Origin of the sequence: Bradyrhizobium sp. ARR65 (genome assembly GCF_000472385.1) — a bacterium.
In the GTDB taxonomy this organism is placed as follows: domain Bacteria; phylum Pseudomonadota; class Alphaproteobacteria; order Rhizobiales; family Xanthobacteraceae; genus Bradyrhizobium.
Map to the genome: position 1 here is coordinate 35,835 of NZ_AWZU01000010.1, position 23,543 is coordinate 59,377.

Below are 23,543 nucleotides of genomic sequence, written 5' to 3' on the forward strand. Positions count from 1 at the left end.
GCGTTGCAATGCCGAGGTGAAAAGCATGAGCGACTTCAGGCGAATTACGCAAGATCGCGCCGTGATGGGCGGGAAACCCTGCATTCGTGGCCAGCGCGTCACCGTCGGCATGATCGTCGGCCAGATCGGCGCCGGCCGCAGCATTGATGCGCTGCTTGCCGACTATCCCGATCTGGCGCGCGAGGACGTGCTCGAGGCCTTGCGCTACGCCGCTTGGCGCGCCGAGGAGCGCGAGTTCGACTTGCTGGCCGGGCCAAGCTGGGATGACGAATTGGCCGAGGCAGTGACGCGACGCGCCAAGACCCCCAGCCGTGACGTGGCGTTCTGATGTTTCTCGTCGACACCAATCCCCGCGGAGACGTCAACGGGCTGATCGCCGCCACTGCCCTCGTCCACGATCACCTTCTTCTCGTGACCCGCAACGTCGCCAATCTCGAGGACACCAGCGCGTCGGTGATCGATCCATGTGGATCAGACCTGAAAAGTAGGAAACGGATATCCGGGTGCCCATTCGGAAGTCGTGCAATCGCACGGCAAAAGCGCTATATGGTAGAATATTGAAAAATAGGAACCAAGGAACTCCATATGGCGCTGAGCATCAAGGATCCCGAGACCGAACAGCTCGCGCGTACGCTGGCCGAGCGCACAGGCGAGTCCATTACCACCGCAACAAAGCGAGCACTGGAGGAGCGATTGCGGCGAACAAGTTCCAGCGCTCGCAAGGCCGCACTTTTGGAGGATTTGGAGGCGATCCAACGTCGCTGGAATGCCCTGCCCGTTCTCGATAGCCGCACCCCTGACGAGATCGTTGGCTACGACGAAAACGGCATCCCCCGCTGATGGTTATTGACGCATCTGCAATTGTCGCGATCGCCTTCAATGAACCGGAGGCCAAGAGCTTTCGGGAGCGCGTCGCGGATGATCCGGTTCGCCTCATCTCGGCCGCGACCGTCTTCGAAGCTTCAATGGTGATTGAGACGCGGCTAGGCGAAGCGGGGGGTGGGGATCTCGATCTCTGGCTGCACAAGGCGGACGTCGAGATCGTTCCCGTGACCGCAGAGCATGCCGATCACGCCCGCCGTGCCTGGCGGCGCTACGGGAAAGGTCGCCACCCGGCCGGACTGAATTTCGGCGACTGCTTTTCCTATGCCCTGGCCGCGCTCAGCGGTGAGCCCCTGCTGTTCAAGGGCAACGACTTCTCGCAGACCGACATCAAGGCAGCCTGACGATGAACAATTTCTCTCCCGGCAGCGAAAGCCTTCCCGTCACTTTGGAGGTCATGCGAGAGACGGGCCAAGCCCCCTCCCCTCCCCGCACACCTGGAACAGCTCGCCGATCGCGCGCGCAGCTATGTCGACGCGGCGAGCTCGGCCAACACGCGCCGCGCTTATGCCTCCGACTGGAAACACTTTTCCGGGTGGTGCCGGCGCCAGGGCCTCGAGGTGCTGCCGCCATCCCCGCAGACGGTCGGGCTTTACATCACCGCCTGCGCCTCGGGGGCCGCGACGGCCGATCACCAAGCGAATTCCGTCTCGACGATCGAGCGCCGACTCTCGGCCCTGACCTGGAATTATGCGCAGCGCGGGACGCCGCTCGACCGCACGGATCGGCATATCGCGACCGTGCTCGCCGGCATTCGCAACACCCATAGTGCCCCGCCCCGGCAGAAGGAAGCCGTCCTGCCGGAGGATGTCATTGCCATGCTCGAGACGCTTCATCGCGGCACGCTGCGGGGCTTAAGAGACCGCGCGATGCTGCTGCTCGGCTTTGCCGGTGGCTTGCGGCGCTCGGAGATCGTCGGCCTGGATTGTGGCCGCGACCAGACCGAAGACGGCCGTGGCTGGGTCGAGGTCCTCGACAAGGGCATGATTGTCACCCTGCGCGGCAAGACCGGCTGGCGCGAGATCGAGATCGGCCGCGGATCGTCCGATGCCACCTGCCCGATCGTCGCCCTGCAGACCTGGCTGAAGCTGGCCCGGATCGGCCATGGCCCGCTGTTTCGCCGCGTCACCGGCCAAGGAAAGGATGTCGGACCGGATCGTCTGGCCGACCAGCAGGTCGCTCGGCTGGTCAAACGCGCGGCGCTCGCTGCAGGGGTCCGTGGCGATCTGCCGGAAGGCGAACGGGAGGAGAAATTCGCCGGACATTCGCTGCGCGCCGGCCTCGCCTCCTCGGCCGAAGTCGATGAGCGCTACGTCCAGAAACAGCTCGGTCACGCCAGTGCGGAGCAAACCCGACGTTACCAGCGGCGGCGCGACCGCTTCCGGGTCAATCTCACCAAGGCCGCGGGCCTTTGACCGCCGAATACTGGCCGCGCTCGCACCACCGCGCACGTCCGCGCTCCTCCAGACGGATAGACCGGACCTGACTGGCGACATGCGTCGGGGCGGTCATCACCATGGATATTCCATAAGGGGATATGCTAGATATCCACAAGGAGATATCTCATGCCGCTTTTCATTCGTAACGATCAGGTCGACGACCTCGCCAGCCGGCTCCAGGCCATGACAGGCGCGCGGACCAAGACAGAAGCCGTGCGTCTCGCGCTCGAGCACGAGATCAAGCGCCAAACCGAAAGTATGCTGCCGAGCCAACGAATCGGCAATGCGCTGGCGATCGTCGCTGGCATTCGGGCCAACGCTGCCGAGCGCGGCCTCGCCGGCACGGACGATTTCGACATGAAGGCCTTCACCGACGAGATGTGGGGCGTCTGATGGTCCTCGATGCCTCGGCCATTGTCGCTATTCTCGGCGGCGAGCCGGATGGACCGGAGCTCGCCGGCCGCTTGAACGGCTCGAAAACGGGCTTCTTCGTCTCACCCCTGGTAGTGTTCGAGGCGTCCGCATTGCTTGCCGCGAAGCTCGCCCGCGAAACCGGCTTACCGCGCGACGCTGCCCTCCTCGCCAAGGCGGAAACCGCGGTGCGGGAATTCGTCACCTCGCTCGGCGCCCAGGAAATCTCCCTCTCACCGGATATTGGTCGCAAGGCCCTCGAAGCGGCGCAGATCTATAGCCGCCTGGTCGACCATTCCGCGCAGCTCAATTTCGGGGACTGCTTCGCGTATGCCTGCGCCAAGGCTTACCGAATCCCGCTCCTCTACAAGGGGAATGACTTCGCGCAGACCGATCTCCGATAGCTGTCAAGCGACGTCCGGATTTAACCCCGTAGCGACATGAAGAAGTGACCCCCTTGTGGTTTTGCTGAAGTGAAGCAAGGCGCTCGCGGAGCGCGACCCGCTGGTCTACGACGTCGACTGGGATGAGGCCTCGTGTCTCGATGAATGGCGTGCGATTATTGAGCAGGCTCGCACTCTCGCGCCGACGCTCGCTACAGCGATCGCGATCGAGGCGTGGGTTACCATCGAACCGTTGCAGCGCATGCCCTGGCTCGGCCGGTTGCTTGCGGCTTCGCTCTTACGCGAGCGCGGCAAGAGCCGTTCGCACCTGCCGTGCCTGCACGAGGGACTCAAGGCCATACCCCGAGAGCGCCGAAGGCCGCGCGACGCGTCTGGTCGTCTCGTTGTACAGCTCGAGGCGATCGCGGCAGCGGCCACAGCCGGTCTTAAAGATCATGACCGATGGTTGGCCGCCCGTTCCCTGCTCGCGCGAAAACTCGATGGTGTTCGTTCCACTTCCCGATTGCCGGCTCTGCTGGACTACGTCCTGAGTTGTCCCATCGTCTCGGCCAACATGATCGCGCGCGAGCTGAGCATCACGCCGCGGGCCGCCCAGGATCTTGTAGGTCGGCTTGGGCTACGTGAAGTGACCGGACGAGGGCGCTACCGGGCGTGGGGGATCCTTTGACGGCGCGCCCCTCTCCGCTCACGAATTCAGGTTCTGTCTCGGCGTAAACTCGGGCGAAGCGCGCACCTTGGTCATCACCTCGCCCATCGCCAATCGGAGCTCGTCCTGGGCGTCATTCAGTCCGACATTGCCGGTATAGGCCGCAAGTGCCGCCAATTTCAGCGCGGCTAACATAGCGGCTTCGCTGCCCAGCTCGCGCGAGACCTGCTTCGCCGGATGCTTCTCCAGCACGGAAAGAGTCGATTGGGTCATAGTTCGCCCAAGCTCGTCGATCAGATCCTCGAACGCAGCGAGCTCAAGATCATCTTCCGAGCGGCTCGGCCGCGGCATAGGCGGGGCGTTCCGGACGGCAAGCGTCACTTCGCCAACCACCTCGTCCACCAAGCCAACGATCTCGCCAGCGCGCGCGTCGAGCTCGTCCCATGGGATGCAGCGCGTCCCGAGGCCCTCCTGCGCGCGATGCTCCGCCAGGGTCCGTGCCGCGATCCGGGCATTGATCGTGAGACCTGAGCGATCATCGCCAAAGATCGTCATGATCCGCACCCGAGCCGGGCGGTCGCTGAGGCTGCGCAGCTCCTCGGCCCGATCGAGAGCCGCTGCGATCGCGCCGCCGACCGATGTCGTCTCTCCGGTCAAATCGCCCTCCCCGACCTCTGTCCGGAAACCGTAGCCGAGTCGTCTCCGGCGACGGAGTCATTCTTGGCGCCGTTTCGGGTCATTTCGGCCGCCGGGCCGCCGCCAGTGAGGCGCGCAATTCGGCGCTGGCTCCGTAGGAGCCGGTTTGCGGGGGCTTCCCCGGATCGAACCCGGCGGGACCACCCGCAGGCGCCGGGGTTGGCTTCGACCCGTCAAGCTTGGCACGCAGCAGGGCCATGATCATCGGCCAGGCGGAGAATTTCCCGTCCTTGGCGCGGTCGGTCAATCTGCGCAAATAGCCGCCGGCGCTGTTGATCTGATCCGCTTTCTGGTGGATCGCCGCCAGCGTGATCGCGGCTTGTTGGTCACCGAGCACCTCCCGGGCCTCACGCCAGGCGCTCGGGCTGATCCCGAGCATCGGCCGGGCAAGCTCCGCGGCGGCCAGCAAGTCCTTCCAGTGCCGGATTTCGCCGCCTTTGCTCAGCCAGCGCATGTTTGGGCAGGCATCCAGCACAATTCCCAAGGGGAGCTCACGCTTCGGCAAGCTCCGAAGGTTGTGGTTCGCCGCGGCGTTGCCGTCCGCTTCATCTTTCTTTGCTAGGCCACTTTCAGATTCAGATGAAAGGTCTGGGTTTGAATTCTGTATGTGGCAACCAGAATGGGACTCATTGGCGTCCGGATTCTGTGTTTTCGCAAACGTTTCCAACAGCTCACGGATCTCGCGCCAGAGCGTTTCCATCTCACCGCCAAGGCTTTCCAGGAGCTGCCGCGGCGCGGTCCGAGGAATCCGCCCGGCGATCTCCTGGTAGGCCAGCTGAAATCGCTTCCAATTTCCCGGCACGCCCTCATCAAGCCCGGCTTCGATCATCTTCACGATGTCCCGGCGCAGGATGGTGAGACGCTCTTTGGCAACGCGGTACGCCTCTTTCTCAGCCTGCACAGCTCCCGCTGCTACCTCTGTGTTTGTTGCGCTATCGTCCGGCTTCGGCCGAGGCCTCTGCCCTTCCGTCGTCAACCAAACCTTGTCAGATGACACGGTTTGGACCGCACGCCGAAATCCAGGGCGACATGCCGTTCGGCCTCGGCAAGCTGATGATGCACCACCTTGGGGTCCATGCGAGCGCATGGCTACGCCGAACTGGGCAGCTCACAAGTCGGTCCGCTCGGTCATGTCTTGACTCCCATGGAACGAAAAGAGAACATGCGACCATGTCCGCGCTGCCCGACAGCTCCCCTTCAACCGCCGCCGACCTAGAAGCTGCGGCCGACCGGGCCATTGCGGCCTGCGGCGGCGATGCCCGGGAGGCGGTCAAGGCACTGATCGTGGCCTGCCACTTTCTGGAGAAGCAGGTCGAGGAGCTTCGGGCTTCGGTATCGAGCGGCTACGCGCGCGGGCGGCTGGCGCCCGATCGAAAGGAAGACCGCAATGGCTGACGTCACCTACTACGTCGCCCTGCCCTTCGTGCCCAGCGATGACGGCATCGCTCCCGGCGAGGCTGTGGAATGCCCGAGCGCCAATGCCGCCGTCATGCGCGCGGAGGCGCTCTCCCGCCACGCCGGCGCGCTCGCCTTCAGCCGGACTGGCGATCCGTCGACGGGCGAGTTCGGCGATGCGAAGGTGATCCGGAAATTCGGCAACGTGCCGGACGATCTGAGCGAGCTGTGAAGCTGCACTGGGTTCAGAATGAAATCGCCCAGCTGCGCCGCGCCATTTGCGCGCAGGAGCGCGAGATCGCGACGCTGCAGCGCGCCGGGGTCTCGACGGCATCAGCCGAGTTGCTGCTCGCGCGCTTGCGAGCGAAGGTGGACGATCTCTGCCGGGAACGCGATGCGCTTCGCAGGTCTGCGCCCGCAGCATCGAAATAGCGGACCTGCATGTGCGCGTATGGCCCACTAAAATTCAGACCTCCATGTGCAGGAACGCGCGCTTCATTGGGGCGCTTCCGTTAATCCGGAACGCGGAAGTTGCTATCAATCGGCGGCAGTGGCCAAGTTCGCTGGAGCGACTTCTTCCCCACAGCCCCATCCGTTTTTTGACGATAGCAGATCACAGCGGTTCGGATTGGTCGGACAGAGCGGTACTCGGCTAGCAATCTGTCTAATGTCCGAATTGTTTCCCGCGTCGATATCTCGACGTGCGCCATGCTCGTCGAGCGTAACGCAGGCCTTAAGCAAATCTTTGGAATTGATCTTCGTCGTACTATCGAATTTCGCTCCCGACACGTCGGCTAAGAACAGGCAAGAATTCGAGAGATCCGCCCCTGAGAAGTTCACATCTGCGAGTTTTGTGGCCATGAGGCCGGCATGCTCAAAATGCGAGCGCGCGAGGTTAGCTGCGGAAAAATTTGAGCAGGCGAAATAGCCCTAGCTAAATGTTGCTCCCGGCGCGCTTAGTCCGCCCAAATCCATCGACATGAGTGGTAGGGATTTGAGGTTGGCACAATCACGGCCAAGGAGGTATTTAATTGGTGTGTTTAGCCACCAGACGTCGCAATCACGTGTAAGAGTTTCGATAGCTCCGATTTGGCCGACGTTGCCCCACTTCTTTTTTTCGGACCATTCAAGTGCTGAACGCAAAACACTGCTGGCGAGTATCGATGCGGTCTTGATAGGTGAAGTAATATCCTACGACTGCAACGACGACGGCTGCTATGCTGGTCTGCTTTAGGGTACGTTTGAGCGAACTTCTAAAATAGGTCCCCAAGGAATCAACGTGTTCTTGCCGGCGCCGTTCTCGCCGACGAGATCGTGGATCTGGCCGACAAAAAGCGCGAAATCGACGCGGCCAACGGTGGCGCATAACTGAACTCGTCATCGTTCCTCAGCCCTTCTTTGGTCGTGGGAGTTGCTCACCAATTTGGCTTTCTACGACCACGCCGCGGTTCAGCCGTGCAGCCAGGGCTAGAAACCTGCCAGTGAGACAGGAGCAGCCCTTTTGGGCGTCGCGGGCTTGGAAAGAAATGGCGTCCCCAAAACAGGTCAGCCGTGGCCCATGCGCTCGTCGCCCAGACGATGCCGGCCCAGGAATGCCATAGACATGGCTGGTTTAGGTTTACCCGATAGACGGGCACACTAAGCTCGTCATGGCTTTTTTCCGAATCCACTAATGATGCCGCCGAAGAGCTGAGCCGCCATGCCGGCTAGCGCGCCCCAACCGCCAGTTGCGCCGACTGCGCCAACGATCAAGGGGATCAGCGTGGAAAGCGTTCCAGCTGTAGTCGATAAGTCCGGTGGGAGATTGGCCGCGGCGCCCAAGTTGAAGGGCAAGCCGATTTTTCCGAGAGCTTGCAGAATGGTGACAATACCAAGCGCGCCTGCCGATAACTGGACACTAGGCCGCGACAGCACGGGGGTGTTGGGATCAGCTGGTGCATCGGCCTTCTTTTGTTCGGTGCCAGGCCATGGTTTGCCGGTCAGCTGCTGATAGAGCACCGGCACGAGCAACGAAATGAAATCGGCGGGCGCGTGGGAAGATTGCGGCTGGCCCTGCACTGCCGATGCCGGGACAGTATTTGATGTCGGCGCAACGAGCGGTTTACCGGTGGTCAGGAGTGCCAGGAGTTGGGTGAGGTCGAGCTGCTTGCCGCTGAGCGCCGATTGCAACAGCGCCGGCAGCAGCACTTCCAGGCCTTGGCCCGGTTTGGCGGGGTCGGCGGTCATCAGTTTCTCCTTCGAAAGCATGATGAGGATAAGAGTGAGCAATTGTTGCGCTTCGGGTGGCAGCGATGCGAGACTAGTTCCCCTTCCGGGCACTGGACCGACTGTTCCGGTGTTGCCGGCGACGAGCGAGACACTGAGCGCTTCCGCTGTTTCCGGACCTACAGCACCATCGACGACCAGGCCCTGGGCTTCCTGGAAGGCCAGCACCGCCGCCTGTGTGTTCGGCCCAAACTCCCCGTCCACCTGACCGGGATCAAATCCCTTCTCGGCCAATGATTCCTGGATCTGCGCAACCACGGTCTTGTCCATGTTCGGCGAATTGACCGCGTAGATCACAGCTGGCGGGCTGACCTTGATTGATGCCGCACCGGAATACGAGATGCCCGGGATCAGGATGCCGGCATCCCACACGCGACCGTGTACCGTATCGGCGACAACTCCATACCGCCGACCTTTCGCCTCCACGGTGCCGCCGTTGCCGTCACAAAGCGCGATGTGCCCCATCTTCCCGGCCGCCGGCGGATAGCGCAGCACAATCCCGCCAACCGTTCCCGCTGCCTCCTCAACCGAGACGCGCCTGCCAAACCGCTCGAGGTCTGTCTTCCACGCGCCGGTGTAAGCGTCGGCAGTTGCGGGCGGCGCGGTGTCATTGATGCATCCATAGAGCTTTTGGGCCTCTTGATAGACCAGCCACGAGACGAACTCAGCGCAATCCCACGGACCTTGCCAATTCGGATTGTCTTTAGGAACGAGTACGTTCGCATATGGCTCGCCGATGTGCTCGCGTGCGCGCTTTAGGAGGCCCGCGCCAGATGGACCTTTGTCGGCGGGCAGTACAATTTCGGGCTGGGGAGGCAGGGCATCAAGATATGCGTCGGCGCTTCCGGCCTTGAACATTTGATGCGCCTGCCGCCATTGCTCCTCTGTCAGATTGTTGCCCTTACCAGACTCCCGGTTGGCAATGGCCTTCAGCAGCGGAATCGCCTGTGCGGGATCATTGACCATGTCCTTCGTTAAGGTCGCGTTCGGGTCATAGCCGGGCACGCCGAAACCGTTCGCTCCGGTCCACTTAACTCCGGCCTCACCAATCCTCATGCCCACATAACCGCGCTGCAATAGGTCAAAGTTCGAAGCGGCTCCGTTCACCGGTGACGGAAAGCGCGCAATCTTGTGGCCGCCGCCGATAATGCCGTAACCGGTTTGCCCGAACCGCGCTGCGCGTGCGCTAGGATATTGGGCGCCCGGGTTGCAGTAGCGAAACGAAGCGACTTCGCTGCCGATCACATCGTCGCGGTGGTCCGCGGTTGAAGCGTCTGTGGATCTGCCGATTTGATTGACCATTGCCCCTTCCCTCCCACGGCAAATGTTCAATGGCTAATCCGCCGCGACACGATCTAAGCTCGCCTGCTCAAAGCCAGATGTTCCTCGCTCACGCGTCGAGACGGCGGTGGATGGCTTGCTATTTCTCCTGCAAAATCGGGCGCCGTAAGTTCGCAGTCGCCCGCAGAGCTTTCCGCGATCTCTCACTTTCTCACGCTTTGAGGAACAGAAGGACATGCGGAGTTCCCCGCGAGACAAAGCGCAACGGAATGCATGACAACAAACAATAGAAATGAGTCTTTTAAGTCTAGGATACGCCCTGCTCGCTTATAGGGATGTGAACTCGTTCACATGCCGAGATGAAGAGTCAAACGTTAGAAGACCGGCAATGCGTGTCAGGACGATCCGAGCGCCACCGTGCTCCCGTCTCTCGCGCAGCCGGATCGAGGAATTTGTGGGGTGGTTCATAGTCGATCAACCAACTTCGACCTAAAACCAAAGCGCAGTAGTGGGGTTCGAAAAAGGGCAGAGACCGTTGCTGCCTGATCAGAGAACATGACCTAGAGTTTAAGTTGTAAGACGTTTTGTTCAGGAGGTCCGACATGGATGATCCTGCAGTTTTTTCATTTTCAGATTGCCCCCGAATCTTGCTTGCTCTCACCAAAGACTGGCGCGCGGGGGACAATAGCCGGGAGACTTTGGCCCGGGTCCGAACGGCGCTGGCTAAATTGATATACGCCGTTAAGGGTCAGGGCTTTCCTGACCCCGCACCAGACCGTCTCGTACAGCAAAGCCACGAAATCTGGGAGGATTGCCTAGCCGCTTCCCGCGCGGCAAGAGACGAGCGCGAGAGGCCACTGCCGCCGGACGGCCGATATGCCGTGCTTTGGTGCCAAGACAAGGACGATGCGAGCAAACTCGCTCCCGACCCTCTCAATGGGCCTCATCAGGCCAAGCTGACATTTGGCCCCATCATTGACGCGGACAATCAGCCGAAGCTGCTTTTCATGTTCGAAGAGATCGGTGAAGGCACCAAGTTCACCGAGGGTCTTCGCCCGAGCCCCGAATTCTGGCCGAAGCCTCTAGCGCCTCGCGCTCCCGTTCCTCTGCTTGTCCGAATTTTGATCGGCTCTCCAGGTGGCGAGTGTAGAGGCAGCATAGCTGAGTTCCTCCAATACGCCCTGCACTACGACTCTCTGGCTTATCGTCTCGTCATCGCAGCGGCCATTTGGCTTGGTTTCAGCGTACCGAGTTGGTTCGGGTTTAGATGGTGGGTACTCTCACTCGTTGCGAATTTGGGCTTCGTCGCGATCGAGATCTACGCGTCGCTGATCGGCGTCAGATTTGTTGCCGACCGCGCTCGTGGCCAGTTCGGCCGAATCCTCGCGGCAATGTGGTTGCCGATCATAGTTATCGCGGTTGCCGCCTACTTGCTGTTCGCTAATGACCAGGGAAGCGAACTCGGTGTCGGCGTCATGGACGGAAACCTCAAGGCGGTCGTAAAGGCACTCTGTCTTTGGCCCATCCTTGTCTATTGGGCCCTTAACAACTGGTTATCCGCAAGGATTGGGCTCAGCAGGGCGTTTCCCGAACCTGAGAAGGATCAGGTGCTGCTCTTCTGGGGACCGCGAGTGGTCGGCGTCCTCGCACACTTTCTTGCAGCCTTGAGTCTTTCAGCTGCAGCTTTGAAGCAGCCTGATATAAAGGGACAGGTGGAAGTCGCGGTCGGCCCGCTGGCTATTCTGCTGACGACGGTTCTCGTCTGGTCTGCGGATTCCGGCTTTTGGTCTGAACGCAGCGATGAGGAGCAAAAGCGATTGGGCCGCGTACGGACCCGTTTTGTGGGAGCGGTAGAGCTGCTCGTCTTCGCCGTGCTCACCTATGCGTGGGCGACTGAAAAGGTGCCTTCGGGCTTTTTCTGGGGCACACTATCGATCGTCGCATCCGCCGTCTCGTTCCTCGTAGCGATGAGTCTGATGCGGAAAAAGGCTCCACTGGGCAAGGGAGCGGACCAGAAAGCTCGCCAAGACGACAATCAGGTAGAGGAGAACACGACCAGAAACTGGACCATCGCTCTCGGATTGATCATGCTCGCCGGCACGATCGCGATCTGGTTCCGCCCGATGAGCGTCGGACAGTTCTTCGGCTCTCTCAACGTCGCCTGTTTTGCGTTTGGATCCTTCCTCGCCCTCACCAGTTTGCTCGACCTGATGGCGACCCGTTTGGTGAGCTATGGTGGCAAACGCTTTGCATTTGGACCTCGCGCTGTCGGCGTTGTGTTTGTCTGCTTCCTAGTGATCCCCGCCTTCCTGGCATCGTGGAAGCAATCGTTTCACCGGGTGAGACTCTGTGAGACAAATGAATGCACCGCGGTACCATGGTTAGACAAAGACAAACGCTGGGTCGCCGTTGCAGCACCGGAGCAACGCCCCACCGTCTCGGAGGCCGCTCGTGCCTGGTACGCTCAGGCTGAGCGCGCTTACCATGAAATTCCTTCCGTAGGCCCCGACGAACCGGTTCCAATGCTGATTGTTGCAACGGCTGGAGGCGGCATCCGCGCTGCATACTGGACGGCGACAATCCTCGAGAGGCTTGAAAAGGACCTTTCTGCACTCCCTGGCCATGCCAACGAAAGCCTGATGCGTAACCTTCTCTTCGCCATCAGCGGCGTTTCCGGCGGCAGCGTGGGCGCTGCAGCATACGCTGCGGCCGTGCACGATCATGAGGTCTATGGCACGACGATAAAGCCCACCAATTATCTGAAGGAGGATTTCCTGGCACCGGGGCTCGCAAGCCTGATCTTCATCGACGGACCCTCCAATATGTTGCCTGACTTCGGCCAAATCGATCGTGGCAAGGCGCTTGAGCGCGGCTTCGAACTCGCAAGCCAAACCGAACACGACAATGAAGGTCTGGTTGCCCACAAATTCCTCAGCTTCTTTCCCGCTATCGGCGGTGGGGACAATGCGCTGTCGTCCTGGCGGCCTGCCCTGCTCCTCAATGCGACGCATCAGGAAACCGGCCGGCGTATGATCACCAGCCATATCAAGGTTGAACGCGACACCTTTATCGACAGCTATGACGCATTACAGGTTCTCAATTCCGACGTGCGGCTGAGCACCGCCGCTCACAACAGCGCCCGGTTCACCTATGTTTCGCCGGCTGGAAGTCTCATCAACGCGCAGAGCGCTACAGAATCGCAGCACAACAGGGGCTACGTCATTGATGGCGGCTATTTCGAGAATTATGGCGCCGAAACCGCACTCGAGCTCGCGCGCAAGGCAATCGAAGCGATCGATCCTGAATACGGGAAGCCGGGTCACAGGAACAAGATCAAGTTGATCGTCTTGCAAATTAGCAGCGATCCCACGCTGAAGGAAGATCGAACGCTTGTGCGGGCCCGGGTCAAGGAAGACGGATGCTTCGTCTCCACCGTCGGACCGTCCACGCCTGATTCCACTGCTGCCGAGCCGAATCGTTTTGGTCAGCTTAGGCATACTTTCGCAGGAATGTTCGCGAAGGATCCGACCTCAGGGGATGCGACTGCATCCAAGCCGACGGATCCAGCCAACTACCTTAAATTGATCGATCCCAAAGACGGGCACGCAAATGAGGGAGAAGGCTTCGTTTTTTCCTATGCAAACGAACTGAGCGCGCCTCTGGTCGGCATTATGTCAGTCCGGCAGGCCCACGGTACAATCGCGGCAGAGGAACTTGCCGCATCGATTTGCCAGGGAAAAAACAAGGTCGAACAGGCGATGCAAAATGCACTGAACCGGAGGACGGCCGGTGGCCCATCGGACGAGACCGGACCCACAGTAAGCAGCGGCAACTACGCTCCGCATTTCTCCCACATGGCAATGTGCGAGCAATCCCTGAATCCGCCGCTCGGCTGGGTTCTCTCCGATCGGACCCGCGCCAGATTTGAGGGCATTCTGGGAAATTGCGGCAACAAGGAAGAATTGTCTGATCTGGAGGAAGCACTCGGGCTGCCGGCTTCGACAGCATCCGGTCTGGCGGCCACTAGCGCGGAGAGCAAGGCGCGCTGACGCATTTCCGCTTATCGTTCGTACCGCTGCCCGGCGTGAACGCCGGGTACATCACCTGTGATCGTTTGCTAAGGGATCACCTGTGTCGACAACAGCAAAGAACATCGGAGTTGGCTGTCCATGGCCTCGAAATGAAGCATCTGGAGAATCGCTCTGGCGTGGCAATTTTAGTTTCTGTGAGGAACGATCAGCCGAAAGTCGTTCGCGTGAACGTCACTTTGCCGCCGCGCCCTTAATGGCAAGGTCTGCCCTTCCCGTCCTCGATGCCAAGCGCAGCGCGGTTGCTGTAACAGAAGTCAAATTCTGAGAGATAGCGGTGCAGGTGCTTCTCGCCGCAATGCCGGTAGACGCCTTTGATCCCGCGCTTGAAGACGAATAGTAGCCTTCGACCGTGTTGGTTTAGATCACGCGCTTGCCGTCATAGCGCACGTATTCGACGGAAACTCAGCGCGCATACGGAACCCTACCATGATCACTGCGAGATCGCGCCTTATTGTGGTATTCTTCAGAAAACCTAATTATAAATGGGATATCTCGCACCAGCTTTGGTTTTTCATGAGGCGCAGCGATCTCGGCCACACAATCCGGGAAACCCTGAAGCGGCTTCCGCCCCGATAAGATTCCCATTACGGGATCGTCCCCCCGCCTCCACCCGAAGACGGCGTATCGGTTGCCGGAGCGACGAAAGCCCTGGATGCAGCCCAAGCCGCGTTCGGAAAGGTCGATGCCATCGCCGCCCAGATGAAGGACCCCTACATCGCCAGCCGGATCCTGACCAGACGCGAGGCCGTCAGTTCGTCGTCAATCGAAGGGACCCAGAGCACTCTCGACGAACTGCTTTCCATCGAGGAAACGGGGAATGACGATGCCAGGGACATAGCGCGCCAAGTGCGCAACTATGCCCTCGCGCTGGACGGGTTCATTCCGGTGGCTGCCAAAGACGGGTACGGCGTCTTCACGATGGACCTGATCAAGGATCTCCACCGCGCGGTGATGAAAGACGATCCGGATTACCAAGACGTTCCCGGCGAACTGCGCAGGCGCGTCGTGTGGATCGGCGGAAAAGGAGACATCGCCTACTCCAGCCTGAACCCTCCGCCTCCTGTCGACGTCCCCGACTGTCTCGCCCAGACCGTCGATTATCTCCGGAATGAGGGGATGCAGCAGGTGACTCAAGGCTTCATCACGCGCATGGCAATCGCGCACACTCATTTCGAGGCAGTTCATCCTTTCCGTGATGGCAACGGCCGTGTCGGTCGTCTCCTTCTTCCCCTCATGATGGCGGCCGAGAAGCACGTTCCTTTGTACCTTTCGCCTTACATCGAGAGCAAAAAGGGCACGTACTATGATTCACTCAAGGATGCTCAGCAACGTCTCGATTGGCAGCCCATCATCACCTTTATGGCCGACGCTGTCAGCGGCACGGTCGACGAACTCATTCGGACGCGCGAGGCGCTAACCAAATTATCCGAACTCTGGCGCGAGCGCCGCAAGTTCCGCAAGGGATCGGCGGCCATGCGCGCTCTCGACGAACTTCACAATTATCCGGTCGTGACAGCTAAGCGGCTCGGCGAACTTCTCCAGATCAGCCCCCCACAAGTCCATCAGGCCATCGCCCAACTGGAAGAGGCCGGCATTCTGGAAGAGCGAACCGGGTACGCGCGCAACCGCGTGTACGCTGCTTCCGAAGCGCTCAGCATCATCAACCGCCCTTACGGCGAAGAGCCTCTTCTTCCCGAACAAGCCGACCCGACGAGATATCGGCTGGCTCCAAGGCGCCGTGACCGGAGCTAAATGCCGGGGCCGGATGGTTGCGCCTGAGAAACGTCGACGTATTTCGTAGGCGCGCTTGATCCAGTGTGGTCCCGTCCGCCGGTGTCGATTTTTAGCTTCTCTCCCCGAAGTCCGCCCTTGCGATGGACACGTCGGCCCTCGATCGCGTCGCCCCCTCATGACGTCGGGAGCGTAGGGACAGATCAGACCAGTTGGCAGCTCGAACAGTTAGAGCCGGCCGAGATACAGGGTCCGATCCACACATTACATTGGTGAGCTGCTTTTACGCTCGGAAGCTACTGCCGGCGGTCCCCACGCGCGGGTCATGATATTCCGCCTCGGACGTAGATCGGGATATCATCGATGCAACGCAAGCTCGACTCCGCTTTCCCGGCGAGAGCGACTCTGTGCAACTGTTCCCCCAAGGCTGCATTGCAAAGCGACGGTGTTCTCCTGCTCTGGAAGTGCGGGGATCGCACCGCCGCCGAGCTGCACCTATTCCCCGCCCTCGTAGAACAGCTCGAGCGGCAGCCCCACCAGCGACTTCCCGATCCAGTCCCGCGCGATCACGTTGGACGGGCCCATGGCGATGGCGGCGCGGGCGTCACGGAACGAGCGTTCGATCGGCCCGCGCCGATAGCCGTAACCGCCGGTCACGGTCAGCGCCGCTGCCGCCACCTTGTTGGCGACTTCGGCGGCATGCACCTTGAACTCCGTCAGCGGAATCAGGATCTCGCTCTGGGGCTTGCCGGCGCGCCACAGCTCATCCAACCTGGCGGCGAGCTCCTTGCGCCACGGACGCAAGGTTTCAACCAGCACCTTTGCAGCGCCGAGCTCCTGGCGAATCGCCTGATAATCCGACAGGCTCTTGTTCTTGTCCTTATGAACGAATCTCGACGTGTGCGCCACCGCCGCATTGAGCGCGCCACGTGCCACACCTTCCCACACCGCACCGAGACCGATCAGGTAAACCGGTGAGACGCCATCATAGATGATCTCCTTGCCCTGCCCTTCGGCGCCGAGCCGGTCGCGCCTTGGAACCTTGACATCCGTGTAGCGGATCGGCCCGGAGTGATTGCCGCGCACACCGAGCGCGTCCCAAGGTCCCGCTTCAATTCCGGCCGCCTTGCCGTCGACAATGAAGAAGGAGATGTCGGTCTGGTCCTTGGCGCCGGGAGAGCGCGTCTGCACCAGATAAAAGTCGGCCTGACCCGAACTCGTCGTGAAGGATTTCTCGGCGTTGACGACATAGTTCTCACCGTCACGCGACGCTTCCGAGAAGTTGTACCACCAATGTCCGCCCGAGGCCCGCTCGCTGGTCGAATAAGTCCCGAGCAGGGTGCGGCCCTTCGCCTTTAGCCAACGCTCCTTCTGATCGTCATTGCCGAACAGGTTGATGGTCTGCGCGGCACCGACATGCATGACGTAAATAAGGCCCATCGACGCATCATGCTGACCGATCCGGTAGGCCGCCTCCGCGAAGTCGCCATGGCCCAATCCGAGCCCGCCGAAACGCGGCTCGTTGAGAACGCCGGTCCATCCGGCCGCCGCCAGGGCCTGGAAATTGTCTCTCGGAAACCGCCCTTCGAGGTCGTTACGCTCGGCATTTAGCTTGACCGTCGATTCAATTGCGTGGTCGAGACTGGAATAGATGTCGTCCTGTGCGGCACGTGCGAGATTGGTTTTGCTCACGGTATCCTCCTCTGAGTCCTTCGAAAAATATTGTTCAAGTGTCGCCATTGGCCGGTGACGGACCGCGCAACGCGGCCAAGTGTGCCGCGCTCTCCCCGGGACTGCCGAGATAGAGCGCCCTGATCTCTGCACGCCCGCGCAGATCCGCCGCGTCGCCTGACAGCGCCGTCACCCCAGCTTCGAGCACGGCAGCCCGATTGGCGTAGCGCAGCGCCACCGTCGAGTTCTGCTCGGCGACCAGGATCGACAATCCTTCCTCGACATTGAGCCGCTTTAGGGTGCGGAAGATCTTCTCGACCACGAGCGGCGCAAGTCCCATCGACGGTTCGTCCAGCACCAGGAGCCGTGGGCGCGACATCAATGCGCGACCGATCGCGGTCATCTGCTGTTCGCCGCCCGATGTGAGGCCCGAGGCAGACCGCCGGCGCTCCTTCAGGCGCGGAAATAAAGTGTAGACCCGTTCAAGTCCTCTGGTGATCGCGCGGCGCGACAAGCCGCCTCCGATGCCGCCGGCGACGAGGTTCTCCTCCACGCTAAGCGCGCGAAAGCAGTGGCGGCCCTCCAGCACCGGGACGAGACCCAGACGCACCAGCTCAGCCGGCGCAAGCGCGGCGGTATCGCGCCCATCGAACACGATACGTCCGCGGCTGAGCTGCGCACGCTCAGCATGCAGCAGATTTGAGATCGCCTTGAGCGTGGTCGATTTGCCGGCGCCATTGGCGCCGAGCAGGGCCACGACCTCGCCGCGGCCGACCGTGAGCGAGATGTCGGACAGTGCGCGAACGGCGTGGTTGTAGGTCGCAGCCAGGCCTTCGAGAATGAGAAGATGATCGCCCATGACGATGCTCCGGATGTAGTGGACCGGGAGCCGGCGCGCCGGCTCCCGGTCGCGTCGGGTCCGCTACTGGCTGAGTGCAGTGTCGTCGGAGGTGCGGACCTTGATGTTGTGCTCGGCCGCGTATGCCGCGGCCGACTTCTCGATGATCGGACGCAGGAAGGCCCAGTCCGGCGCGATCCAGTCCGACACCGCCTTCCACTTGGTGCCATCCCACTGCTGGAAGGTCACGCGACCATCGCCCTCGTGATTGTCCCAGGTCACGTTGATGGAATGGAACAGCCCCTTGGCGCCGAGGGCCTGGACCCGTGTCGGATCGAGCTGCAGATGCTCGAAGCCCCAACGCACCTCGTCGCCCGTCAGCGTGCGCTTACCGAACTTCTGCTGTGCGATCCGGATGGCCTCGACATTAAGAATGCCGTTGACGATGCCGAGGTTGTGATAGACGCTGCCGATCCGCTTCTTGTCATCGAGATTGCCCTTGCCCGCGCCGTAGACGGTCTTGATGATCTCCTGCAGCACAGGAAATTCGGCGCCCGAGGCCTGGGTCGTGATCGCGACATAGCCCTTGGCAGCCTCGCCCGCGGGAATGACGTCCTCTTCCGAATTCGACCACACATTGCCGATGATGTGATCGATCGGGAAACCGACCTTCTGCGCGGTCTTCAGCGCCACCGGATTCATCACGCCCCAGCCGCGCAAGACGACGTAGTCGGGCTTGGCACGGCGGATCGACAGCCACTGCGACTGCTGCTCATTGCCTGGATGCGGCACCTCGATCTGCTCGAGGGAAAAGCCGTATTTGTCGGCGAGCAGCTTGTAAATCGGAATGGTCTCCTTGCCGTAGGGCGAACCGTGATAGAGCACGACGATCTTCTTGCCCTTGAGCTTGTCGGCACCGCCCTCGCGCGAGGCGATGTAGTTCACGATGCCGGACGTCTCGCTGTAGGGGTTGAGCAGCAGCGGAAACACGTAGGGAAACACGCGGCCGTCGGTCGAATCGGTCCGCCCGTGATTGATGGTGATCAGCGGCACCTTGTCCTTGGTGATGCGATCGATCATCGCGTAAGCAATTCCGACCGAAAGCGGATTCCAGGCCGCGACGCCCGGATGGTTTTTCAGCCGCTCATAGACCTCGAGGCCGCGCTCGACCTCGTACTGCGTCTCACCTTCCTCCCAAGTCAGCTTGACGCCATTGACGCCGCCGTCGCGGATATTGATCAGGTTGAGATAGTCGATGAAGCCGCCGAAGAAGCCAGTGCCGCCAGCCGCGTACGGACCGACCCGATAGCTCTGCAGCGGAAAGAACTGCTCGTCGGCATGAACCGGCAGCGCAGCGCCGAAGGCGATGGCCGCTGCGAGTGCAGCAGTTCGAAGGGATTTAGATATAAGCATAGGGCATTTCCTTTCATTCAGGAGACATTTAGGGCTGGGTCGGATTGCGCAGTGGACGGGACAATCGATGACGGATCCTGTCTGCGAGGCGATCGACGAGCGAAATCAAGCCGCGTGGCTCAGCGATCAAAATGCCGGCGATCAGGGCGCCGATGACGATGCGCTGACTCATCTCCAGCACGCCGGAATCGAACACGTCGCCGAGCAGCGCGGCGCCGAGCCGCGAAAGCAGAAGCGGCAACACGACCATGAATGCAGCGCCGAGAAATGCGCCGCGGATCGAGGCCGGGCCGCCGATGATGATTATGAACAGAATCTCGAAGGAGCGGTCGAGGTTGAAGCCTGCGGGCTCCACGGTGCGCAGATAGGCGAAGGCCCACAGGACGCCGGCGATACCGATCAGAAACGACGAGACGCCGAACGCCAGCAGCTTCGTGCGCAACAGCGGCACGCCGATCACCTTGGCCGCGATCTCATGGTCACGCAGTGCGATGAAGTTCCGCCCGACCTGCGAGCGGAGCAAGCGGGCCGCGAGCAGCGTCGCCACAACGACGACCGTCAAGGAGACCACGTAGCGCCCGACGGCGCTTGAGAACGTCAGGCCAGAGAGAGTGAGCGCCGGCGCGTCGATCACACCGGATGGATTGTTGTTCGAGAACCAGCCGAACTTGGTCAGCGCCCATTGCACAAAGAACTGCGCCGCCAGCGTCGAGACCGCGAGATAGAAGCCGCGCAGCCGCAGGCTGGGCAGACCGAAGACGATCCCCACCGCGGCGGCGACCAGGCCCGCGGCTACGATGCTGGCGAGCAGCGGCAGTTCCTGCAATCTCACATTGCAATTGAAAGCAGCGTAAGCGCCAACCGCGAGAAAAGCGGACGACCCAAGCGAAACCAGCCCGGCATAGCCGGTGAGCAGATTGAGCCCCAACGCAGCGAGCGCAAGGGCGAGAAATGGCGTCAGCAGCGCGTCGAGCACGTAATCGCTGCCGACGAATGGAACGAGTCCGTAGGCGGCGATCAGCATGGCCACGAGGCCGACACGGCCTGGCGTGATCCCGCGCGAAACAGCGGAACGAGCGAGTGTCGTCACTGGTCAGACTCTTTCCACCAGTTTGTGGCCAAACAGCCCCGAGGGACGCAGCAGGAGGAAAGTCAGCGCCACCACATACGCGGCCCACGCCTCGATGCCGCCACCGAACAATGGGCCGACATAAATCTCGGCCAGCTTCTCGATCGCCCCAATCAAGAGGCCCCCGACGATGGCGCCTGCCACCGAGTCGAAGCCGCCGAGCATCAGCACCGGCAGCGCCTTGAGCACGACCAGCGAAAGCGAGTACTGCACGCCGAGACGCGCGCCCCACAGCAGGCCCGCGACCAGCGCGACGGTGCCCGCCGCAGTCCACACTGCGGCCCACACGCGCGACAGCCGCAGCCCCACCGCCAGCGCGGCGAACTGATCATCGGCGACCGCGCGGAACGCAAGCCCAGTTCGGGTGTGGCGAAAGAACAGCGCAAAGCCCGCGACCAGCGCGCCCGCGGTTGCGGCGGCGAACAGGTCGAACTGGCTGATCAAGACGCCGCCGACCTCGAACGGAACATCATCGATGCCGAGATCGAGGCCATGGACCTGGGTGCCCCACAAAAGTTGGGCCACACCCTCGATCACATAGGAGAGGCCGAGGGTCGCCATGAACAGCGTCATCGGCGACTGGTTGACCAGCGGCCGCAGCACCACGCGCTCGACTGCAACACCAAGCGCCACCATGACCACCAGCGTGGCCCCGATGGCGAACCAGAACGGCACGCCGCGCTCGACCAAGCTCACGAAGGTGAGCGCCGCAAACAACAGCATCGCGCCCTGCGCGAAGTTCAGGACGCCGGAGGTCTTGTAGATCAGCACGAAGCCGATCGCGACCAGCGAGTACATCACGCCGGACAACAATCCGCCGACGAGAACCTCGACGAAGAACTGGAACTCGAACATCAGATCACGAGCTCCGTCTCGCCCTCATGGGCCACGCCGAGATAGGCATCGATCACGGCCTGGTCGGACCGCACCTCGGCAGGCACGCCGTCGGCAATCTTGCGGCCGTAGTCGAGAACCGCGACGCGATCGGATAGGCCCATCACGATGCCGATGTCGTGCTCGATAAGGACGATGGTGGTGCCATAGGCATCGCGCGCATTGCGCACATGCGTTGCCAATTCCTGCTTCTCGCCGACCGTCACGCCGGCGAACGGCTCGTCTAGCAGCAACAACTGCGGCCGCGCGACCAGGGCTCTTGCGAGCTCGACACGTTTCTGGATTCCGTAGGGCAGCCCGCCCGCGAGCTGATGCTTTACCGCATCGAGGTGAAGGAACGCGATCGCCTCCTCAGCGGCGGCGCACGCTTCGATCTCCTCGCGACGTGCCAGCGGCGTCGACAGGATTTGTCGCACGAAGCCGCTCCGCCGGCGAGCGACGAGGCCCATCACCACGTTGTCAAGCACCCGCAGGCCCTTGAAAAGCGCGAGGTTCTGGAATGTACGCGCCACGCCGAGTGCTGCGAGGCGCACGGCCGGCACATGCGTGAAGCGTTCGCTGCCGAGCCGCACCATGCCCTGATCAGGACGGTAAAGCCCGCTCACCACGTTGAGCAGCGAGCTCTTTCCCGCACCGTTGGGACCGATGATGGCGCGGATTTCCCCTTTCGCGACACTGAGATCGATGCGCTCGAGCGCCGTCACCCCGCCAAAGCTCAGCGAGATACCCTGCAGTGCCAGCACCGGCACGCCAGTGTCGGCGACGCGCGCCGAGTCCGCAGCAGCAGGCGCGCCTCCCGCCTGCCGCGCCGCCTCGGTGGCACGCGCACGCGTCGCGATGAGGGCTTCATTGCCCGCAGTCGCCATCACCCTCATCGGCTGCCCCTCCCGCCTATTCCGCCGCCTGAGCACGTGGCGCGCTGCGGGCTTCGAGCTCGCGGACCAACGGGATCACGTGCTTTCCGAAATAGTCGACCTCTTCCTGGAAATGCAGGAAGCCGAGCAGGATCAGGTCGGCGCCGGCGTGCTTGAGCTCAATGATGCGCTCGGCGACCTGCTGCGGCGTGCCGATCAGGTTCGAGCGGAAGCCGTCATTGTATTGGACGAGGTCCTGGAAGGTGGACTTGGCCCAGTTGCCCTCGCGCTCGGGGCTGGCATTGCCGGCGTTTTGGACCTCGTGATGGAAGCCGCCCACCGCTTCCGGGATGGCCTTGTCCAGGATCTCCTGCAGCACATCCTTGGCTTCATTTTCGGTTTGCCTGACGATGCCGAATGCATTGATGCCGATCTTGGTTCGCCAGCTCTTGCCGAAGGTCTTTTCCTTGACTCTGATGTCTTCGACCTGCGCCCTCAAACCGTCCGGCGTGTTGCCGTTGGTGAAGTACCAGTCGGACACCCGCGCCGCCATGTCGCGCGCGGCGCGCGAGGAGCCGCCCTGAAAAATCTCCGGCTGAGGATCGAGCGGCTTGGGCTTGAGCGAATAGCCGCGAAATCGATAGAAGTCGCCATTTAGGGTGAAGCTCTCCTGACTCCATATCCCTCTGAGCGCATTGATGAACTCTTCCGAGCGGCGATAGCGCTCGTCATGATCGAGCCACGGCTCGCCGATGGCGTGGAATTCGCCGCGGAACCAGCCCGAGACGATATTGACGGCCACGCGGCCATTGGTCAGTTGGCTGATCGTGGCAATCTGCTTGGCAGCCAGAGCCGGATTCCACGGCCCCGGAAGGATCGCAGCGATCACATTGAGCCTTTCGGTCGCCGCAAGAAGCGCATGCGAGAAGCTGACAGATTCGTGCTGCTTGTCGGCGCCGTAACCCGCGGTGAAACGGATCTGGCTCAGGGCGTATTCGAACCCTGCGTTCTCCGCGATCTGGGCGAGCTTGCGGTTGTAGTCGATGTCCCAGCCCGTGCGCTGCTCGATCGAGGAAATAACCAAGCCGCCGGATACATTCGGGACCCAGTACGCGAATTTAATGGGATCATTGGTCGTGGTCATGCTATCTCCTCACGTGAATCAGGTTGCGATAAAACCCGCGGACGGATTGAAGCAGGCAGCACAGTGAGTTCGCCCTGCTTGAGGCGAGCGAGCGCGCTCCTGCAACGGTCCGGACGCTAGGCTATGAGTTGTAGATTTCTATGAGTTGCAGAGGTCTTGGCGATCTCTAGTGCCAGTGCAATGACGTAGGATCGATGTCGTCAACAGAGTGCCGCATGGCCCCCCCGACGCAAGGTTCTGTGCGTGCCGGCGCTTCCGGCCTCGTCGACGAGATCATCGCAAATCATCAGCGCTCCCCTCTCTCAAGCACTATTGATCGATGGCCAATAGTCTCAGAGAAACAGCGCACGCGCGAGTCA

The 23,543-nt window shown here is 61.5% G+C and carries 20 protein-coding genes and 5 pseudogenes; 13 read left to right on the plus strand and 12 right to left on the minus strand.

Annotated features, from left to right (window positions below; all coding sequences use genetic code 11):
* The first annotated feature begins 25 nt into the window (after positions 1-25).
* The 8 genes and pseudogenes from F758_RS43845 to F758_RS47645 form a co-directional block, all read left to right on the plus strand.
* Positions 26-328 carry a DUF433 domain-containing protein gene (locus tag F758_RS43845; protein WP_024508385.1) on the plus strand — a complete coding sequence of 101 codons (303 nt, stop codon included), beginning with the start codon at positions 26-28 and terminating at the stop codon, positions 326-328.
* 20 nt (positions 329-348) lie between these two features.
* A pseudogene (locus tag F758_RS51805) lies at positions 349-465 on the plus strand (type II toxin-antitoxin system VapC family toxin); the annotation flags it as partial.
* A gap of 120 nt (positions 466-585) precedes the next feature.
* The gene (locus F758_RS0113630) at positions 586-840 is read left to right on the plus strand and encodes a type II toxin-antitoxin system VapB family antitoxin (RefSeq protein ID WP_024508387.1); all 255 of its coding nucleotides are present in this window, start codon (positions 586-588) and stop codon (positions 838-840) included.
* Complete coding sequence (locus F758_RS0113635) at positions 840-1,226, plus strand: type II toxin-antitoxin system VapC family toxin (RefSeq protein WP_024508388.1); 387 nt, start codon at positions 840-842, stop codon at positions 1,224-1,226. Before F758_RS0113630 ends, F758_RS0113635 begins: the two co-directional genes overlap by 1 nt.
* A 9-nt stretch (positions 1,227-1,235) precedes the next feature.
* The gene (locus F758_RS0113640) at positions 1,236-2,297 is read left to right on the plus strand and encodes a tyrosine-type recombinase/integrase (protein ID WP_084305335.1); all 1,062 of its coding nucleotides are present in this window, start codon (positions 1,236-1,238) and stop codon (positions 2,295-2,297) included.
* Positions 2,298-2,447: 150 nt separating this feature from the next.
* Positions 2,448-2,714, plus strand: coding sequence for a type II toxin-antitoxin system VapB family antitoxin (locus F758_RS0113645; RefSeq protein ID WP_024508390.1), 267 nt, complete (start codon positions 2,448-2,450; stop codon positions 2,712-2,714).
* The gene (locus F758_RS0113650) at positions 2,714-3,136 is read left to right on the plus strand and encodes a type II toxin-antitoxin system VapC family toxin (RefSeq protein WP_024508391.1); all 423 of its coding nucleotides are present in this window, start codon (positions 2,714-2,716) and stop codon (positions 3,134-3,136) included. The genes F758_RS0113645 and F758_RS0113650 overlap by 1 nt, the downstream gene beginning before the upstream one ends.
* Positions 3,137-3,233: 97 nt before the next feature.
* A pseudogene (locus tag F758_RS47645) lies at positions 3,234-3,803 on the plus strand (RHE_PE00001 family protein); the annotation flags it as partial.
* Positions 3,804-3,821: 18 nt separating this feature from the next.
* Here the strand turns inward: F758_RS47645 and F758_RS0113660 are convergent.
* Together F758_RS0113660 and repC are read right to left on the minus strand one after the other, a co-directional pair.
* A complete protein-coding gene (locus F758_RS0113660; RefSeq protein WP_024508392.1) occupies positions 3,822-4,439 on the minus strand; it encodes a hypothetical protein in 618 nt (205 codons plus the stop codon).
* A gap of 79 nt (positions 4,440-4,518) precedes the next feature.
* Positions 4,519-5,388 (minus strand): annotated as a pseudogene (gene repC / locus F758_RS0113665) (plasmid replication protein RepC); the annotation flags it as partial.
* Between the two features lie 260 nt (positions 5,389-5,648).
* Between repC and F758_RS0113670 the strand changes: the two are divergent.
* Genes F758_RS0113670 through F758_RS0113680 form a run of 3 tightly spaced genes read left to right on the plus strand, consistent with a single transcriptional unit; the run spans position 5,649 to position 6,305 of the window.
* Positions 5,649-5,873, plus strand: coding sequence for a hypothetical protein (locus F758_RS0113670; RefSeq protein WP_024508394.1), 225 nt, complete (start codon positions 5,649-5,651; stop codon positions 5,871-5,873).
* Positions 5,866-6,105 (plus strand): hypothetical protein, encoded by a 240-nt coding sequence (locus F758_RS0113675; RefSeq protein ID WP_024508395.1) that lies wholly within the window; start codon positions 5,866-5,868, stop codon positions 6,103-6,105. The genes F758_RS0113670 and F758_RS0113675 overlap by 8 nt, the downstream gene beginning before the upstream one ends.
* Positions 6,102-6,305 carry a hypothetical protein gene (locus F758_RS0113680; protein WP_024508396.1) on the plus strand — a complete coding sequence of 68 codons (204 nt, stop codon included), beginning with the start codon at positions 6,102-6,104 and terminating at the stop codon, positions 6,303-6,305. The genes F758_RS0113675 and F758_RS0113680 overlap by 4 nt, the downstream gene beginning before the upstream one ends.
* Positions 6,306-6,410: 105 nt before the next feature.
* On the opposite strand, the pseudogene F758_RS53250 reads toward F758_RS0113680, so the two are convergent.
* Positions 6,411-6,776: pseudogene (locus tag F758_RS53250) on the minus strand (pentapeptide repeat-containing protein); the annotation flags it as partial.
* Positions 6,777-7,520: 744 nt separating this feature from the next.
* Positions 7,521-9,440, minus strand: a complete 1,920-nt coding sequence (locus F758_RS50820) for a C40 family peptidase (protein ID WP_051386864.1) — start codon at positions 9,438-9,440, stop codon at positions 7,521-7,523.
* 581 nt (positions 9,441-10,021) lie between these two features.
* Between F758_RS50820 and F758_RS0113690 the strand changes: the two genes are divergently transcribed.
* Positions 10,022-13,468, plus strand: coding sequence for a hypothetical protein (locus F758_RS0113690; RefSeq protein WP_157449994.1), 3,447 nt, complete (start codon positions 10,022-10,024; stop codon positions 13,466-13,468).
* Positions 13,469-13,681: 213 nt separating this feature from the next.
* Here F758_RS0113690 and F758_RS47660 read toward each other — a convergent pair.
* Positions 13,682-13,867, minus strand: a pseudogene (locus F758_RS47660) (transposase); the annotation flags it as partial.
* Between the two features lie 234 nt (positions 13,868-14,101).
* Between F758_RS47660 and F758_RS46465 the strand changes: the two are divergent.
* Positions 14,102-15,262, plus strand: coding sequence for a Fic family protein (locus F758_RS46465; protein ID WP_502689150.1), 1,161 nt, complete (start codon positions 14,102-14,104; stop codon positions 15,260-15,262).
* Positions 15,263-15,736: 474 nt separating this feature from the next.
* Here F758_RS46465 and F758_RS0113700 read toward each other — a convergent pair whose 3' ends face one another.
* The 7 genes from F758_RS0113700 to sfnG all read right to left on the minus strand — a co-directional run bounded on the left by F758_RS0113700 (position 15,737) and on the right by sfnG (position 23,184).
* Positions 15,737-16,894, minus strand: coding sequence for an acyl-CoA dehydrogenase family protein (locus F758_RS0113700; RefSeq protein ID WP_349542720.1), 1,158 nt, complete (start codon positions 16,892-16,894; stop codon positions 15,737-15,739).
* A 73-nt stretch (positions 16,895-16,967) separates the two neighbouring features.
* Positions 16,968-17,771 carry an ABC transporter ATP-binding protein gene (locus F758_RS0113705; protein ID WP_035721922.1) on the minus strand — a complete coding sequence of 268 codons (804 nt, stop codon included), beginning with the start codon at positions 17,769-17,771 and terminating at the stop codon, positions 16,968-16,970.
* A 63-nt stretch (positions 17,772-17,834) separates the two neighbouring features.
* A complete protein-coding gene (locus F758_RS0113710) occupies positions 17,835-19,163 on the minus strand; it encodes an ABC transporter substrate-binding protein (protein WP_024508401.1) in 1,329 nt (442 codons plus the stop codon).
* 28 nt (positions 19,164-19,191) lie between these two features.
* Positions 19,192-20,217 (minus strand): branched-chain amino acid ABC transporter permease, encoded by a 1,026-nt coding sequence (locus F758_RS0113715; protein WP_502689151.1) that lies wholly within the window; start codon positions 20,215-20,217, stop codon positions 19,192-19,194.
* Positions 20,218-20,256: 39 nt separating this feature from the next.
* Complete coding sequence (locus F758_RS0113720) at positions 20,257-21,147, minus strand: branched-chain amino acid ABC transporter permease (RefSeq protein WP_024508403.1); 891 nt, start codon at positions 21,145-21,147, stop codon at positions 20,257-20,259.
* Positions 21,147-22,052, minus strand: coding sequence for an ABC transporter ATP-binding protein (locus F758_RS0113725; RefSeq protein ID WP_198026491.1), 906 nt, complete (start codon positions 22,050-22,052; stop codon positions 21,147-21,149). Before F758_RS0113725 ends, F758_RS0113720 begins: the two co-directional genes overlap by 1 nt.
* 25 nt (positions 22,053-22,077) lie before the next feature.
* Complete coding sequence (gene sfnG, locus F758_RS0113730; protein ID WP_024508405.1) at positions 22,078-23,184, minus strand: dimethylsulfone monooxygenase SfnG; 1,107 nt, start codon at positions 23,182-23,184, stop codon at positions 22,078-22,080.
* Between the last annotated feature and the right edge of the window lie 359 nt (positions 23,185-23,543).

Coding starts and splice junctions, on each gene's coding strand:
- F758_RS43845 (WP_024508385.1), top strand. CDS start 26: ATGAGCGACTTCAGGCGAATTACGCAAGATCGCGCCGTGATGGGCGGG.
- F758_RS0113630 (WP_024508387.1), top strand. CDS start 586: ATGGCGCTGAGCATCAAGGATCCCGAGACCGAACAGCTCGCGCGTACG.
- F758_RS0113635 (WP_024508388.1), top strand. CDS start 840: ATGGTTATTGACGCATCTGCAATTGTCGCGATCGCCTTCAATGAACCG.
- F758_RS0113645 (WP_024508390.1), top strand. CDS start 2,448: ATGCCGCTTTTCATTCGTAACGATCAGGTCGACGACCTCGCCAGCCGG.
- F758_RS0113650 (WP_024508391.1), top strand. CDS start 2,714: ATGGTCCTCGATGCCTCGGCCATTGTCGCTATTCTCGGCGGCGAGCCG.
- F758_RS0113670 (WP_024508394.1), top strand. CDS start 5,649: ATGTCCGCGCTGCCCGACAGCTCCCCTTCAACCGCCGCCGACCTAGAA.
- F758_RS0113675 (WP_024508395.1), top strand. CDS start 5,866: ATGGCTGACGTCACCTACTACGTCGCCCTGCCCTTCGTGCCCAGCGAT.
- F758_RS50820 (WP_051386864.1), bottom strand. CDS start 9,440: ATGGTCAATCAAATCGGCAGATCCACAGACGCTTCAACCGCGGACCAC.
- F758_RS0113690 (WP_157449994.1), top strand. CDS start 10,022: ATGGATGATCCTGCAGTTTTTTCATTTTCAGATTGCCCCCGAATCTTG.
- F758_RS0113705 (WP_035721922.1), bottom strand. CDS start 17,771: ATGGGCGATCATCTTCTCATTCTCGAAGGCCTGGCTGCGACCTACAAC.
- F758_RS0113710 (WP_024508401.1), bottom strand. CDS start 19,163: ATGCTTATATCTAAATCCCTTCGAACTGCTGCACTCGCAGCGGCCATC.
- F758_RS0113720 (WP_024508403.1), bottom strand. CDS start 21,147: ATGTTCGAGTTCCAGTTCTTCGTCGAGGTTCTCGTCGGCGGATTGTTG.
- F758_RS0113725 (WP_198026491.1), bottom strand. CDS start 22,052: ATGGCGACTGCGGGCAATGAAGCCCTCATCGCGACGCGTGCGCGTGCC.
- sfnG (WP_024508405.1), bottom strand. CDS start 23,184: ATGACCACGACCAATGATCCCATTAAATTCGCGTACTGGGTCCCGAAT.